12 protein-coding genes and 2 tRNA genes are annotated in these 15,100 nt (G+C 69.1%); 3 read left to right on the forward strand and 11 right to left on the reverse strand.

Features of this window, described 5'->3' with window-relative positions; all coding sequences use genetic code 11:
- Positions 1-47: 47 nt before the first annotated feature.
- The 4 genes from OG246_RS01355 to OG246_RS01370 all read right to left on the reverse strand — a co-directional run bounded on the left by OG246_RS01355 (position 48) and on the right by OG246_RS01370 (position 5,376).
- Positions 48-121 (reverse strand) — tRNA-Met (locus tag OG246_RS01355).
- A 160-nt stretch (positions 122-281) separates the two neighbouring features.
- A complete protein-coding gene (locus OG246_RS01360; RefSeq protein WP_266454567.1) occupies positions 282-2,096 on the reverse strand; it encodes a sel1 repeat family protein in 1,815 nt (604 codons plus the stop codon).
- Between the two features lie 229 nt (positions 2,097-2,325).
- Positions 2,326-2,399 (reverse strand) — tRNA-Met (locus OG246_RS01365).
- 43 nt (positions 2,400-2,442) lie between these two features.
- On the reverse strand, positions 2,443-5,376 hold the full coding sequence (locus OG246_RS01370) for a UPF0182 family protein (protein WP_266463753.1): 2,934 nt from the start codon (positions 5,374-5,376) through the stop codon (positions 2,443-2,445).
- 164 nt (positions 5,377-5,540) lie between these two features.
- Between OG246_RS01370 and OG246_RS01375 the strand changes: the two genes are divergently transcribed.
- Positions 5,541-6,083, forward strand: coding sequence for a PPA1309 family protein (locus OG246_RS01375; RefSeq protein ID WP_266454570.1), 543 nt, complete (start codon positions 5,541-5,543; stop codon positions 6,081-6,083).
- 20 nt (positions 6,084-6,103) lie between these two features.
- Here the strand turns inward: OG246_RS01375 and OG246_RS01380 are convergent, their stop codons facing one another.
- The 4 genes from OG246_RS01380 to OG246_RS01395 all read right to left on the reverse strand — a co-directional run bounded on the left by OG246_RS01380 (position 6,104) and on the right by OG246_RS01395 (position 9,661).
- Complete coding sequence (locus tag OG246_RS01380; protein ID WP_266454572.1) at positions 6,104-7,198, reverse strand: PDZ domain-containing protein; 1,095 nt, start codon at positions 7,196-7,198, stop codon at positions 6,104-6,106.
- Positions 7,199-7,284: 86 nt separating this feature from the next.
- Positions 7,285-7,524, reverse strand: coding sequence for a hypothetical protein (locus OG246_RS01385; RefSeq protein ID WP_266464373.1), 240 nt, complete (start codon positions 7,522-7,524; stop codon positions 7,285-7,287).
- 137 nt (positions 7,525-7,661) lie between these two features.
- Positions 7,662-8,123: a molybdenum cofactor biosynthesis protein MoaE gene (locus OG246_RS01390; RefSeq protein ID WP_266463756.1), complete on the reverse strand. Its 462-nt coding sequence runs from the start codon at positions 8,121-8,123 to the stop codon at positions 7,662-7,664.
- A 425-nt stretch (positions 8,124-8,548) separates the two neighbouring features.
- Positions 8,549-9,661 carry an SDR family oxidoreductase gene (locus OG246_RS01395; RefSeq protein WP_266454574.1) on the reverse strand — a complete coding sequence of 371 codons (1,113 nt, stop codon included), beginning with the start codon at positions 9,659-9,661 and terminating at the stop codon, positions 8,549-8,551.
- Between the two features lie 194 nt (positions 9,662-9,855).
- Between OG246_RS01395 and OG246_RS01400 the strand changes: the two genes are divergently transcribed.
- Both OG246_RS01400 and OG246_RS01405 read left to right on the forward strand, forming a co-directional pair.
- Entirely contained in the window at positions 9,856-11,313 is a 1,458-nt protein-coding gene (locus OG246_RS01400) for a zinc-dependent metalloprotease (RefSeq protein ID WP_266454577.1), read from the forward strand.
- On the forward strand, positions 11,310-11,831 hold the full coding sequence (locus OG246_RS01405; RefSeq protein ID WP_266454580.1) for an NUDIX hydrolase: 522 nt from the start codon (positions 11,310-11,312) through the stop codon (positions 11,829-11,831). The genes OG246_RS01400 and OG246_RS01405 overlap by 4 nt, the downstream gene beginning before the upstream one ends.
- 57 nt (positions 11,832-11,888) lie before the next feature.
- Here OG246_RS01405 and OG246_RS01410 read toward each other — a convergent pair whose 3' ends face one another.
- The 3 genes from OG246_RS01410 to OG246_RS01420 are packed head-to-tail and all read right to left on the reverse strand — an operon-like array spanning position 11,889 to position 15,071.
- Positions 11,889-12,644 (reverse strand): AIM24 family protein, encoded by a 756-nt coding sequence (locus OG246_RS01410; protein WP_266454582.1) that lies wholly within the window; start codon positions 12,642-12,644, stop codon positions 11,889-11,891.
- 16 nt (positions 12,645-12,660) lie between these two features.
- Complete coding sequence (locus OG246_RS01415) at positions 12,661-13,341, reverse strand: AIM24 family protein (RefSeq protein ID WP_266454585.1); 681 nt, start codon at positions 13,339-13,341, stop codon at positions 12,661-12,663.
- An 11-nt stretch (positions 13,342-13,352) separates the two neighbouring features.
- Positions 13,353-15,071, reverse strand: coding sequence for a TerD family protein (locus OG246_RS01420; RefSeq protein WP_266454588.1), 1,719 nt, complete (start codon positions 15,069-15,071; stop codon positions 13,353-13,355).
- Between the last annotated feature and the right edge of the window lie 29 nt (positions 15,072-15,100).

Raw genomic sequence — 15,100 nt, forward strand, 5'->3', positions numbered from 1 at the left:
ACACACCGAAGGCCCGGAACCATTGGTTCCGGGCCTTCGGTCTTCAGTAGCGGGGACAGGATTTGAACCTGCGACCTCTGGGTTATGAGCCCAGCGAGCTACCGAGCTGCTCCACCCCGCGCCGTTGAACTGAACAGTACGTCACCCTTGCGGACCAGCGCAAATCCCTTTCAGCCCGTCCGGCGTTTGAGGACGAGCGCGAAGCGCGACAGGAGGGGGCCTGAGGGCGCAGCCCCCAGAAACGGGACGGGAAGGGGCGGAGGGGGCGAAGAAAATCCCCCTCACGCCGACAGTTCCTCCCGCAACGCATCCCGCAACCGAGCCGCCCGCTCGGAAACCTCAGCGGGCCCAAGAGAAACGGCCCGGTCGGCCCACCGCTGCCCCTCCGCAAGCTCCCCCCCACGCGCATACACAAGCGCGAGCCGAAGCGCCGCCCGCCCATGCCCAGCGTCAGCCGCCCGAGCCCACCACACGGCAGCCTCCGGCTCACTCCCCTCCCGGGCGAGCAGCAGCCCGAGATTGAACGCCCCGTTCCGCGACCCGGCCTCCGCCGCCTCGCGGTACCACCGAGCCGCCTCCACCACATCGCCCCGCGCGGCGGCCAGCATCCCGACCCGCACCTGCGCCCTCCGGTGCCCCTGGGACGCCGCCCGCTCGTACCACTCCTCGCACTCGCTCTTCTCCTGCGTGGGCTCCCCCAGCTCGTGCGCGGGCGCCGGCGGCCGACGCGCGTCGAGCACGGCGGCGAGCCGGTACGCCGCCTCGGCGCTGCCGCCCCCCGCCGCGGACCGCAGATGCCGCTCGGCATCCCGCTCGTCCCCGTCCCGCAACCGCGCGATGGCCACCTGAAGCGCCGCCTCGGTGTGCCCGGCGGCCGCGGCACGCTCGTACCACCGCAGCGCCGCCGCGTCGTCGTCCTCGGTGCCCCGCCCGGCGTGCAGGATCCCGAGATTGAACGCGGCGTCCACGCTGCCGGCCTCCGCGGCCTTGGAGAACCACGGCTGGGCCCCAGCCGCGTCGCCGACCTGCAGCAGCAGGATGGCGAGCGCGTTCGCCGCCTCGCGATGACCGGCGTACGCGGCACGCCGGTACCACTGCTCGGCCTGCGCGGTCCGCCCCTGCTCTGCGCAGAGCAGCCCGAGGTTGTACGCCCCGTTCACATCACCGGCGTCCATCGCGGCCCGGTACCAACGCTCGGCGGTCTGCGTCTCGCCGCGCTCGGCGTGCAGCGCGCCCAGGGCGTTCGCCGCGTTCCCGTCGCCGTCCTGGGCGGCCCTCAGCCACCACACGGCGGCGCTGTCGGTGTCGCCGGCGTCCCGCAGCAGGAACCCGAGCGCACACGCGGCCCGAGCCTCGCCGTCCTTGGCGGACGTCAGATACCAGCGCCCCGCCTCCTTGAGCTGACCGCGCTTCTCCAGGATCGCCCCGAGATGCAGGGCGGCACGCCGGTGCCCGCGCGCGGCGGCCTGCCGGTACCACTGCTCGGCCTCTTCACCGCCGGCGCCGATGACACCGTTGTCGGCCCTGGCCTCGCCCGAGTCCACAACCTTGCGGTCGAGGGCCCGCGCAAGCCGGTACGCGGCCTCGCGGTGCCCGCGCTCGGCGGCGGCCCGCATCCACTGCTCCGCGCCGACGTCGGCGCGGTGCTCCAGCAGATCCGCGAGCGCGTACGCGCCCAGGGCGTGCCCCTGCTCTGCGGACTGACGCAGCCAGTACTCGGCGGCGGGCTCGTCGCCGCGCTCGCGGTGGTACCGGCCGAGCGCGTGCGCGGCAGCCGCGGAGCCCGCGACGGCGGCGATCCGCCACCATCCGGCGGCGTCCTCGGCGTACCCGCGCTGATGCAGGAGGACACCCAGATTGTTGGCTGCGGCGCGATCACCGGCTGCGGTGGCAGCACGCAGCTGCGGCTCGGCTCCGTCGAGATCACCGCGGCGCAGCAGCATCGCTCCGAGGACGCTCATCGCCTCGACATCGCCGGCTTCCGCCGCGAGCCGCTGGCGCGCTTCCTCCACAGCCTCGCCGGTTTCGTCCCGGTCGGGAGGCTGCGCAAAACGCCCTGTATCCAACAGAGTTGCCTTGTCCCCCATAACGTCCATCGTCGCACCACCTGCAACCTGGGTACACCTGGTATACCGCAGCCAGTGAGGTCACTTCAGCGTTTTGTCGACATGCCCACAGAGAGACAAGTCAAACACAGATTTCCCAACTCCCCCCGTTTGGAGCAGCACTTCACAGGAGTCGCCAGGTCACCGCCGAAGCCTCGCGCGTTGTCGCACACGTCGAAGGCCCGGATCCTTGATCAGGATCCGGGCCTTCGACTTTCAGTAGCGGGGACAGGATTTGAACCTGCGACCTCTGGGTTATGAGCCCAGCGAGCTACCGAGCTGCTCCACCCCGCGCCGTTGTGTTGCAACCGTACCACGGCGCGGGGTGGGCCCTGACCTAGCCGCTGCTCGGGCTCGCGCTGGTGCTCGGACTCGTGCTCGGGCTGGCGCTGCTGCCGCTGCCACCACTGGTCTTGTTGGCCTTGGCCTGGGCGTCCTCGGCCCGCTGCAGCGCTTCCTCAAGATCCTTCTGCGCCGTGCCGTACGCCTCCCAGTCGCCCTTCTTGAGGGCTTCCTGGCCTTCGTCGAAGGCCTTCTGGGCGTCGTTGAGCGCTTCCTGGACCGTCGGATTGGTCGACGTCGGTGGTGGCTCCGTGGTGTCCTCGGGTGGTGGCTCGGTGGTCGAACCCTCTGTCCCCAGGACCTTGTTGAGCGCCGCGTCGAGCGTGTTCTCGAAGGCGGTCTTGCCTCCGTAGCTCACCAACACCTTGCGCAGCAGCGGGAACTTGAGTCCACCACCGCGTACGTAGACCGGCTCCACATAGAGCAGTCCTCCGTCGAGTGGCACAGTCAGCAGGTTGCCGTACTCGACTTCCGAGTCGCCGCCCTGCAGAAGTCTGATGGACTCGGCGATGGTCGGTTGGGAGTTGAACTGGCTCTGGACCTGTTTGGGCCCGTCGACGGGTTCGCTGGTCGGCAGTTTCAGAATTCTGATCTTGCCGTAGTCAGGGGTGCCCGCCTCGGCGTTGACCGACATGAAGGCGCTCAGGTTGTCCCGGCCGTTCGGCGTGAGCGTCGTCGTCAGCGAGAACGCCTGCGCCGTCTCTCCGGGCATCTCCATGCTCAGGTAGTACGGCGGCACCGCGTCGCCCGACTTGTTGGTCGGGTCGTCCGGCACCTGCCACACCTCGCTGCCGCTGAGGAAGGTGTTCGCGTCCTTCACGTGATAGCGGGTCAGCAGCTCGCGCTGGACCTTGAACAGGTCCTGCGGGTAGCGGAGATGGGCCATCAGGTCGGTCGAGATGTCGGTCTTGGGCTCGACCGTGTTCGGGAACGCCTTCATCCAGGTCTTCAGGACCGGGTCCTCGGTGTCCCACTGGTAGAGCTTGACCTCACCGGTGTACGCGTCGACGGTCGCCTTCACCGAGTTGCGGATGTAGTTGACCTGGTTCTGCTGGGCCACCACCGCGCGCTGGTTGTTGGTCGCGGTCAGCGAGTCGGCCGTCGTGTCGCCCAGAGTGGTGCGGGAGGCGTACGGATAGCCGTTGGTGGTCGTGTACGCGTCGACGATCCACTGGATCTTCCCGTCGACCACGGCCGGGTAGGCGTCGCCGTCGATGGTCAGCCAGGGGGCCACCGCCTCGACACGGTCCTTGGGCGTGCGGTTGTAGAGGATCCGCGAACCCTCACCGATCGCGCCCGAGTAGAGGATCTGCGGTTCACTGAAGGCCACCGCGTACGCGGCCCGGTTTATCGGGTTCGAGAGGTTGACCCCGCTCTTGCCCGTGTAGCTGGTGGTCTTCTCGCCGTCGTCGTCCGAGTAGTCGATCTCCTTCTGGGGACCGCCGACGATCGAGTACTGCGTGGTCTTCTCGCCGTAGTAGACCCGCTGCTCGTACGTGCCGAGGTCGCCCTTGGAAGGCAGGTCGGACTCGGTGAAGAGCGGCTGGCCGCCGGAGGTCGCCGTGGTCCCCTTGGCGGCGACCACTCCGTATCCGTGGGTGTAACGGAAGTGGTCGTTGATCCAGTTGTTCTTCGGAATGCCGGCGAGGTTCAGCTCGCGCAGGCCGATGACCGTGTCCTGGTCCGTGCCGTCCGCGGTGTACCGGTCGACGTCCAGGTTGGTCGGGAACGCGTAGTAGTTCTTCATCTGCTGCAACTGCTGGAACGCCGGCGAGACGATGTTCGGGTCCAGCAGGCGGATGCTCGCCGTGGTGTCGGCGTCCTCGCGCAGCTTGGTCGTGTCCTTGGTCGCGCTCGTACCCGCGTAATCCGTGACCTCGGTGTCCTGGATCCCGTAGGCCTCCCGGGTCGCCTTGAGGTTCTTCGCGACGTACGGCGCTTCCTTGGCCTGCTCGTTCGGCTGGACCTGGAACTTCTGGACGATCGCCGGGTACAGGCCCCCGATGAGGATCGCGGAGAGCACCATCAGGCCGAAGCCGATGACGGGCAGCTGCCAGGTGCGCCGCCACAGGGTGGCGAAGAACAGCAGCGCGCAGATGACGGCGATGCAGAACAGGATCGTCTTGGCCGGCAGATACGCGTTGGCGTCGACGTACCTGAGGCCCGTCCAGTTGTCGGTCGCCTTGAAGTCACTGGACTTGACGGCGAGTCCGTACCGGTCGAGCCAGTAGGCGACCGCCTTCAGCGCGACGAAGAGACCCAGCAGCACCGAGAGATGCCCCGTGGCGGCTGCCGTGGCACGCGCCCCGGGGCTGGTGATCCGCAGCCCCCCGTACAGGTAGTGCGTGAGCGCGGCGGCGATCAGCGAGAGCACGGTGGCCGCGAAGCCGAAGCCGAGCAGGAAGCGGTACCAGGGCAGGTCGAAGGTGTAGAAGGAGATGTCGAGGCCGAACTGGGGGTCCTTCTGGTTGAAGGGAACCCCGTTCACCCACATCAGCCACGTGCGCCACTGGCCCGAGGCGGACGCGCCGGCGATCAGCCCCACCAGGGAGGTGATGCCGAGCAGCAGCCACCTCTTGTACGGCGCGATCCCCATCCGGTACCGGTCGAGGCTCTGCTGCTCCATCGACATGGCGCTCAGCGGCGGGCGCAGCCGGTGCGCCAGCCAGATGTTCACGCCGACCGAGGCCGCCATGAGCAGACCGAAGACGAAGAAGAGCCCGATCTTGGTCCACAGCGTGGTCGTGAACACCGACGAATAGTGAACCGATCGGTACCAGAGCCAGTCCGTCCAGAACCCCGCGAACATGACGAAGGCCATGGCCAGTGCGGCCAGCACGCCCAGTGTCATGAGCAGGGTCCGGACACGCCGGGACGGTCGGCCCACTCTGATCCGTGGCCCCGTCGGGCCTCCGCCGCGGTCCGGCATCTGGAAAGCCAAGGTGCGCACCTCGAAGTTCGCTGTTGGTCCGTCAGGTCCCCGTGATCGTGGACCATTCGTCAGGCTCCGTGATCGTGGAGCCTCATCTATGCAACTTACTCACGCTTTACTCGGTTCCCGTTTCCGGGGACTAACGAGGCAGGATTGTGACCATGTCCAACACTCCCATGGCAGCGAGCCCGCTCACCCGGGCCGTACTCGAGATCGACGAGTACGCCTCCGGCCTCGGCTGGGACCAGCCCGCTCGCCTCTTCGCCCTCGTAGACACCGCACGGCTGCGGGCCCAGGAGCCCGGCCTCGCGGCCCAGCTCGGCCTGCAGGACGAGCCGGAGACCACCGGTCTCACCCCCATCGAGCAGGACGAGGTCCCTGCCAACAAGCCGCTGGACGAGTTCCTCGGCACCATCGCCTGGCCGGACGCCGTGGTCGGCTGCGCGCTCACCGTGGAGCGGCTGATGCTGCCGCCGTCCGCCGAGGCCTCCGTCCCGGAGGGCCTCAGCCAGAAGAAGCTCACGAAGTGGGTCGCCGAGCACCCGGACCGTCAGGAGGTACGCATGACGGTCGGCGTGCTCCGCGACGGCACCCGCGACTCCGCGCTGCGCCTGCGCGAGAAGGACGCCCCGACGGAGGTGCTCACGGGTTCGGGCCTGGTGCCGGGACTGGCGGAGGCGCTGTCGGCGACGTTCGCGGACTAGTACTTCGGATCAGCCGGTGACTACTTGGTAGTGCACTTCGGCAGGTCGGAAGTCTTGCCGGAGCTGATGTCCTTGAGGGCGCTCATCGCGTCGTCCATGGTGTTGACCTTGACGAGCGTGAGCCCCTCGGGGGTGTCCTTCGCGGCGGCCGCGCAGTTGTCCGCGGGCGTCAGGAAGTACTGGGCGCCCTTCTCCCGCGCGCCGACGGTCTTCATCTCGATGCCGCCGATCGGGCCGACCTTGCCTGCGTCGTCGATGGTGCCGGTGCCGGCCACGAACTTGCCGCCGGTGAGGTTGCCCGGGGTGAGCTTGTCCACGATGCCGAGCGCGAACATCAGCCCCGCGCTCGGTCCGCCGACATCCGCGAGCTTGATGTCGATGGTGAACGGGAAGGTGTGGTCGGTCCCGGCGGAGATGCCGACGATGGCACGCTCCTCACCGTCGTCGTCGGACTTCTTGGTGGTGATCGTGATGTCCTCGGTCTCGGTCGCCGTCTTGTTCTCCTTCTCGGCGGCGGCCTGGGCCTTGGCGGGCACGATGGTGAAGACGACCTTCTCGCCCGGCTTGTGCTTGGTGACCAGGTCCGCGACGTCACCGGGCGCCTTCACCGCCGTACCGTCGACGGCCTTGATCACGTCTCCGGCGTGCAGCTCGCCCTCGGCCGGGGAGTCCTTGACGACCGTGGAGACGATCACCCAGGACTGCACCGGGATCTTCAGCTCCTTGAGCGCCGCGACCTTGGCGCTCTCCTGGGACTGGCTGAACTCCTCGGCGTTCTCCTGCGTCGACTGCTCCTCCGTCTTTCCGTCGGGGTAGAGCGTGTCGTGCGGGACCACCTTGTTGTCGTGCGCCAGCCAGCCGTAGACCGCTTCCACGAGGTTCATGTTGTAGTCGGCGCTGGTGACCCGGACGGTCGTCATATTGAGATTCCCGGTGGCCGGGTAGGTCTTGTGCCCGGTGATCTGCAGCACCGGCTCGCCGTCGTGATCGCCCAGCGTGTTCACGGTCGGGCCCGGCGACATCTCCGAGTACGGCACTTTGATGAACACTCCCGCGCAGAGGAGCGCGATCAGGATCAGGGTGGAGGCGAGCATCGTCGCGGTGCGGCGTGGCATGCCACGACATTACGGGACGGTGCTGTCAACGCACCGTCGGGGCCGTCCGTACGGGGCCCTGTCCTCGACCTGTGAGCCCCGGGGCGTCAGACGGCGTCGGAAGCGGACTTCTCCAGGGCCACGGAACGCTTCGCGACTCCGGGGCTCTGCACATCCTCGTACCTGTCCACGGCCTCGGGCCTTTCCATGGCCGCGCGGAAACGCGCGTAGCCGTCGAGCTCGATGCCGTCTCCCGCGGTCTTGCGGTTCCGGCTGGCCCAACTACCCCACAGTCCGGCACCGATCGCAGCCAAAAGCGGAATCAGCAACCAGGCGAGCGCCGCCATGCCGACCTCCCAACCCCATGAGCGACCGCAACTGACTGATCAGCAGATTAACCATCAGCAGTGTCAACGCTCACGCCAGGGGGGCGGTTACGCAACCGGAGGGCGGAAGGAGGCCAGGCGGACGATCGGGTCGGCCCTCAGCAGGCCCCCACCCACTCCTCCGTACCGTCCGAGAACTTCTGATGCTTCCAGATCGGCACTTCGTGCTTCAGGTCGTCGATGAGCTTTCGGCACGCCTCGAACGCCTCACCCCGATGCGGGCACGACACGGCGACGACGACAGCGAGATCCCCGACACTCAGATCCCCGATCCGGTGAACAGCGGCCAGCGCACGCACCGGGTACTCGGCGACCACCTTCTCGGCGACCCGCCGCATCTCCGCCTCGGCACTGGGGTGACACGAATACCCCAGCTCATCGACGTCGGCGCCCCCGTCATGATTCCGCACCGTCCCCACGAACAGCGCCGTCCCCCCGGCGGCGTCGTCCCCCACGGCCCGAAAGACCTCATCGAGAGACAACGGCTCCTCACGAACCGCAAGCAGCCGAATAGGATCCTGCGCGCCCTGCTCACCGGGATGGTCAAAGGTAGGTGCCATAACCCCATCGTGCCGCACCCCACCGACACCACGGAATACCGTTTTCACCCGGCACAGGGCGTACCCCTTTGGAGGAGCCTCCGACAATCCAGCCCGTCCGCCGTTTGAGGACGAGCCCATACCGTCCCGATCCCCCACCCACCCGTCCGAGCTGGGGTTTCAGCCCGTCCGGCGCGTGAGGAGGAGCCCATACCGTCCCGATCCCCCACCCACCCGTGGGGGCGGTGGTTTCAGCCCGTCCGGCGTTTGAGGACGAGCCCTTCGGGCGACCGGGGGTCTGGGGGCGGAGCCCCCAGATACGGGACGGGTAGGGGCGGAGGGGGCGAAAACACGCCTCTACGCCAGCACGGGCGCCGGGTGCCGGTCACACACACGGGACGTCAGGCGCGCGGGCGCCGCGAACCCACAAAGCCCGGTACCGCCACTCAGATCCGCCGCCGAGCCTTCCGCGCCCGCCGCACCACCGCAGCCGCCCCCAACAGCGCAACCGTCGCCCCCGCGGCCCCCGCCGCAGTCGCATCCTTGCGCCCAAGCCGCCGCCCGACCACGGTGTGCCGCCCGGCAACCTCCTCCAGCAGCTCCGCGAGGACCTCCTCGTTGGTCCACTGGGGCCGCCACCCGGCGTCATGCAGCCGGCTCCCGCTCACGACCCAGGGATACATCGTGTACGCCAGATCGCCGGCAGGCGAAGGAGTGAGCCCGATCCGGTGCAGCCGAGCAGCCGCCCCAAGAGCGACCGCGGACGGCAACTCCATCCGCCGGATCCCGCTCAGCTCCTCGACCTCCTCCTGCTCCAGCCACCCGTCGCACCCGACGGCCAGCTCGCCCTCGACCTTCTCCACGACGGCGTACTCCAGAGCACTACACAGGTCCTCGACGTGACAGAACTGCCACGCGGGCCGCGACCCCGCCACCACAAGCAGCCGCGGCGACTCAAAGTACCTGGTCAGAGCCGTATCGGTGCCGCCGACCAGCACAGCGGGCCGTACGACGGTGACATTGAGTCCCGGATGCGCGCGCGGCGCCCGCCGGGCGAGCCGCTCGATCTCCAGCAGGTCACCCACGCCCGTGGCCTCGGCCGTCGCCCGCAATTCGGCGTCTTCGGAGAGGGGCAGTTCGTTGTCCGGCAGTGCTCCGTAGACCATCGCGGACGTGCACAGCACGACCCGGTGCACCCCGGCCGCGGCGGCAGCCGTGAGCACGGTCTGCGTCCCCCGGACGTTGTACGCCGTCCGCGCCGCCGCGTCCGACTCGAGATCGAGGTCGAGCGCAAGGTGTACGACGACGTCCGCGCCGCGCAGTTTCTCGGCGATCACCGGGTCGCGGACGTCGAGGATGTGCCACTGGGCGGCGGCGCACTCTCCGCGCCGCTCGTCGATGGCGATGACCTGCTTGATCTCCTCGCTGGCGGCGAGCCGCTCGGTGAGCAGCGCGCCCACGCCGGACGCGGCGCCGGTGACCGCGACGACGGGCCCGCGCGCGGGCGGGCTGGTTGAGTGGTTTCGCGCTGCGCGAACCTGCGGATCTGGGGAACTCACCGGGCGTCTCCAGCGGTTGTCTTCAGTAACGGACGCGCGTGACGCGTGCGTACCAGGTGGCATCCATCCTGCCGCAGGCGGAGAGTCGGCGAAGCACCGAGGCCCGATCGGGCTGGGGTGTCTACGCTGGGTGGTGTGTTGTCGGGCAAGCCGCCGTCGGAAAGTACCGGCGGCCTTACCAGCCGAGGAATCCCGTGAGTGACACCCCATTCGGATTCGGCCTTCCGCCGGAGGAGCCGGAGAACGGCGACGAGGGCAAGAAGAAGGACCAGGAGAGCGGCGGTGGTCAGGGACCGGCCAACCCGTTCGGTTTCGGGGGATTCCCCGGAGCCGGCGGCCCCGGCGCCGACAATCCGCTCGCAGCAATGTTCGGTTCCATGAACCCCAACGACCTGGGCGCCGCGTTCCAGCAGCTGGGCCAGATGCTCTCGTACGAGGGCGGGCCGGTGAATTGGGACATGGCCAAGCAGATCGCCCGCCAGACGGTCTCCCAGGGCACCTCTGACGGCATCAAGGACGCGAGCATCGGCCCCGCCGAGCGCACCGCGGTCGAGGAGGCCGTCCGTCTGGCCGACCTGTGGCTGGACGACGCGACCTCCCTGCCGTCCGGCGCGGGCTCCGCCGTGGCCTGGAGCCGCGCGGAGTGGGTCGAGGCGACCCTGCCCGTGTGGAAAGAGCTCGTCGACCCGGTCGCCGAGCGTGTCGGCGCGGCCATGGGCGATGTCCTGCCTGAGGAGATGCAGGCCATGGCGGGCCCGCTCATCGGCATGATGCGCTCCATGGGCGGCGCCATGTTCGGCACGCAGATCGGCCAGGCCGTGGGCGTGCTCGCGGGCGAGGTCGTCGGTTCCAGCGACATCGGCCTGCCGCTCGGCCCGGCCGGCAAGGCCGCGCTGCTGCCGCTGAACATCGAGTCGTTCGGCAAGGACCTGAGCGTCCCCCAGGAGGAGGTGCGGCTCTATCTCGCCCTGCGCGAGGCCGCCCACCAGCGCCTCTTCGCGCACGTGCCGTGGCTGCGCTCGCACCTGTTCGGCGCGGTCGAGGGCTACGCACGCGGCATCAAGGTCGACACGGCCAAGCTGGAGGACGTGGTCGGCCAGTTCGACCCGCAGAACCCGGAGGAGCTCCAGAACGCACTCCAGCAGGGCATGTTCCAGCCGGAGGACACTCCGGAGCAGAAGGCCGCGCTGGCCCGTCTGGAGACGGCTCTCGCGCTCGTCGAGGGCTGGGTGGACGCGGTCGTGCACGCGGCCGCCAAGCCGCGCCTCACGTCCGCCGACGCGCTGCGTGAGACGCTGCGCCGCCGTCGCGCCTCGGGCGGCCCCGCCGAGCAGACCTTCGCCACGCTGATCGGCCTGGAGTTGCGCCCGCGCCGCCTGAGGGACGCCTCGCGCCTGTGGGCCTCGCTCACCGACGCGCGCGGGGTCGACGGCCGGGACGGCCTGTGGGCCCACCCGGACATGCTCCCGACGGCGTCCGACCTGGACGACCCGGACGGCTTCGTGCACCGCGAGCAGCTGGACTTCTCGGAGATCGACAAGATGCTCGGCGAGGCGGCGAGCGGCTCCGATTCCGGTTCCGGTTCCGGCGACAAGCCGAATCTGAAGAAGAACGACGAAAAGGGCGACGAAAAGGGCGACGACTCCGAGTGAGCCTGTACGACGACGCGGTCCTCGTACTCAAGAGCTACGAGGACCAGGAAGAGCTGCGCCAGGCGTACCTGGACCATCTGGCCGCACATCCGGACGGCATGTGGAAGGCCTGCACGGCCGGGCACATCACGGCGAGCGCCCTCGTGATCGATCCCGAGCAGGGCCGCGTACTGCTGACCCTCCACAAGAAGCTGCGCATGTGGCTCCAGATGGGTGGTCACTGCGAGCCGGCGGACGCCACGCTGGAGGTCGCGGCTCTGCGTGAGGCGACGGAGGAGTCGGGCATCACGGGTCTCAGTCTGCTGCCGGGCGGTCCGGTGCGCCTTGACCGGCATCCGATCCCGCCGCCGTGCCACTGCCACTTCGACGTCCAGTACGCGGTCGTGGCGGCACCGGGAGCCGTGCAGGAGATCAGCGACGAGTCGCTCGACCTGCGCTGGTTCGCGTACGACGAGGTCGCGGGCGTGGCCGACGAGTCGGTCCTGCGACTCCTGGAAGCGACCCGCGCACGGCTGTGAACATGTAAGGGGCGACCGCAACGGCGGTCGCCCCTTACACGTTCACTTCCCTGGCGCTCAGCTCCAGGCGTTGCCCTGGTTCTGCGCGTGCACGCCCTGCTGCCCCATGCCGTACTGGGCACGCACCCCCTGGCCGATCACGGCGTTCTGCGGCGGCAACAGTTCACTCGGCTGGACGAGTGCGTAGCCCTGTCCCAGGAAGCTGAGTTCCCAGCCTTCGCCCGTGTTGCCACGGCGCCGAAACACTCCGGAGGAGTGGGTCTGGGCCTGCATCTGCACACGCAGGCTCGTGGACCAGGCCACGATCGCGTCGGCGTCGCAGTTGACGTACTTGTCCGGCGTGACCTGCATCAGCAGCGGCATCCCGGAGGTCATCAGCGCGACCTTGCCGCGCCCCGTGATGTTGAGCTGGTACTTGCCGGAGCCGGAGATGCCGTACTGGCTGTCCACGGCGATGACCTCGTGGTGCAGCGAGGAGTCCATCGCCAGCACGTAGCTGCTGTCGACGGTGAGACCGTCCTGGTCCACGTCGACCACGTGCACGTGCTGGGCGAGGTTCGCCAGGTAGACCGTCCCCTGCCCATGGCAGCGCATCAGGTCGAGGCCCTCGCCGGTGTACGCACGCGACCGCTGCTGGCCGCTGTTCTGGTACTCGGCGTCGAACTCGACGAGCCCCTGGTACGCGACCATGGTGCCCTTGCGCGCGAGGATGTCGTCGTGACCCTCCAGGACGACGCGCAGCATCTGCGAGTTCTGCAGGCTGTAGCGATCCTGGGTCTGCTGTTCGTTGTAGCCGAAAAGCGGGCTCTGCATGATGTCCTGCTCCCCCTCAGCCCCGGACTCGGAGACGGTCGGTGCTGTCCTCGCTGGGCTGGACGACGACGATGCCCGTCCCCGAGAACGCCATCTGGAACGCCTCGCCGCTGCCGCGTCCGATCAGCGACTGCGCCTTGAAGCTGCGCTTGCCCTTCACCTTGAGGTTCGGGGACCAGGCGACGAGCGCGTCCGGGTCGACGTACGTCTCGTCCTCACCGCCGCCGCAGTCCACGACGATCGGCTTGCCACGGGAGGTCAGCGCGACCCAGCCCTGCCCGGAGATCTTGGTGTTCCACAGGCCCTGTCCGGCGAACTTGGCGAGCCCCTTGACCCGCTCGACGCCCCACGTCAGATGGGCGTCGAAGGCGAGCAGGTTGGTCGCGTTGACGGAGATCGCGTCCCCGTTGAGGTTGATGACGACGACGTTCGCCCCGTAGTCGGCGAGGTAGAGCAGGCCGTCGCCGGAGGCCTTCATCAAGGGCGCGCCCTCACCGGTGGCCCAGTCGCGGGCGATCTGGCGTACGGCGGGCGGGTTGGGCTCGTACTGGACGAACCCTTCGTAGGCGACCATCGACCCCACGCGCGCGAGGAGGTCGTTTCCGGTCTGCATGGCGACCTTCAGCATGTGGTTGCCGTGGTTCTCCATGCGGGCAGTGACAGGTGCCGGGGCGAAGCCCGAGAGTGGCTGGTTCATGACGGGCTCCCTCAGACCTCGTACGGCTGGACGACGATGAAATTGCCGGGCGCGCCGCGGAACTGGAGGTTCACGCTCTCGCCGGTGTCGCCGGGGTAGGCGTTCCGGCGCATCCGCACCTGGCTGGAGACGATCACCTGGGAGGCCGCGGACCAGGCGACGACCGCGTTGCAGTCGGCGAACGTCGTGGGCGTGACGGGCAGCACGACGGGCGCGCCATGCGTCTTCACGACGATCGTGCCGGTCCCCTGGAACTGCATCGTGAAGAGCGCGCCCCCGGGGATGCCGTGCCCCTCGATCCTGCGGACCTCGTACTGAAGCGTCTCGTCGAAGGCGAGGACGCTCTCGGCGGACACACAGATCCCGTCGCCCTGGAGTTCGATGGGGTGCACATGGGCGCCGTTCTCGGCGAGGAACACCTGGCCGCGACCCGAACAGCGCATCAGCTGCATCTCCTGGCCGGTCGCGTTGCCCACGATCCGCCCGGCGAAGCCCGCGCCCTTGTAACTGAAGTCGACCTTGCCCTGGTAGAGCACCATGCTGCCCTGACGCGCCAGGACGGCCTGATCACCACCCGCGCCGAGGTCGACGCGGACCATCTTCTTGTTCTGCTGGGTCCAGCGCTGACCGGTGGGCGTCTCCTTGAAGGCCTGCAACGCGGCCGACACACCGGCAGCACCCTGCGGGGCTCCCTGGGGAACGCCGTACGGGGAGGGTGCGCCCGGCTGGCCCGGAATCTGGCCCGGGACCTGGCCGTACGGCGGCTGCTGACCGTAGCCGGGGGGTGCGGTGGGGGCCTGCTGGCCGTAACCCGGAGGCGCCGGCGGGGCCTGCTGGCCGTAACCGGGCGGCAGGGGAGCCGTCTGGCCGGGAGGCTGCTGACCGTAGCCCGGCGGCGGACCGGGCTGCCCCGGAGGCTGGGCGTACGGTGCGGGGCCCGGGGGCGGCACGCTTCCGCCAGGCGGAGTGTGCAGGGGCGCGACGATGGTCGGCGCGGCGTGCACCGAGGGCGCGGGCGCCGGGGCGGGAGGCGGTGTGGTTCGCGCCGGCGGCGCGAAGCCCTGCGCGGCGGGCCCCGGCGCGGGTGCCGGGGCGGGCGCGGGTGCGGACGGCGCGCCGAACGCAGGGGGCGCGGTGGCCTGGGCCGGCGGTGCGAAGGACGGCGCGGCGGCGGCCTGCGGCTGCTGCGCGGCGGGCTCCTCCTCGGCCACCTCGCCGCCGAAGTTCTTCAGCAGCGCGTCGAGCCCGCCGTCGAAGCCCTGTCCCACGGCGGCGAACCGCCAGACGTCCTTCAAGTAGAAGTCGCCCAGCATCACGGCACGCTCCGTGGAGAACTCCCCGCCGCTGAACGAGTACCGGGCCACCTCTTCGCCGCCCGCGACGATGCGGAGATATCCGGGAGCGATCTGGGACATCTGCCCGGCACCGTCGAGTGTCGCCGTGAACGACAGTTTCTGGATCTGCGCCGGGATCCGGTCGAGCGTGACACGGAAGGACTCCGTGTCACCCGCCTGGGCACCGAGGAGCTGAATGGACTCCTCAGGGGACTTCGGCTGGTTGAAGAAGACGAAGTACTGGTCGTCCGAGAGCCGTTCGTCGGCGTCCAGGCCGAAGCAACTGATGTCGAAGGTCAGTCCGGGGCCGGCGATCTGCACACCTACGTACAGATCGGTGCCCGCGGTGAGGTCACTGATCTTGGCCTTGTGGCCGCGTTGGAATTCCCTGGCCATGCGTAACGACCGTCCCCCATCCCGAATGC

This window comes from Streptomyces sp. NBC_00620 (assembly GCF_026341825.1).
Classification (GTDB): Bacteria; Actinomycetota; Actinomycetes; order Streptomycetales; family Streptomycetaceae; genus Streptomyces.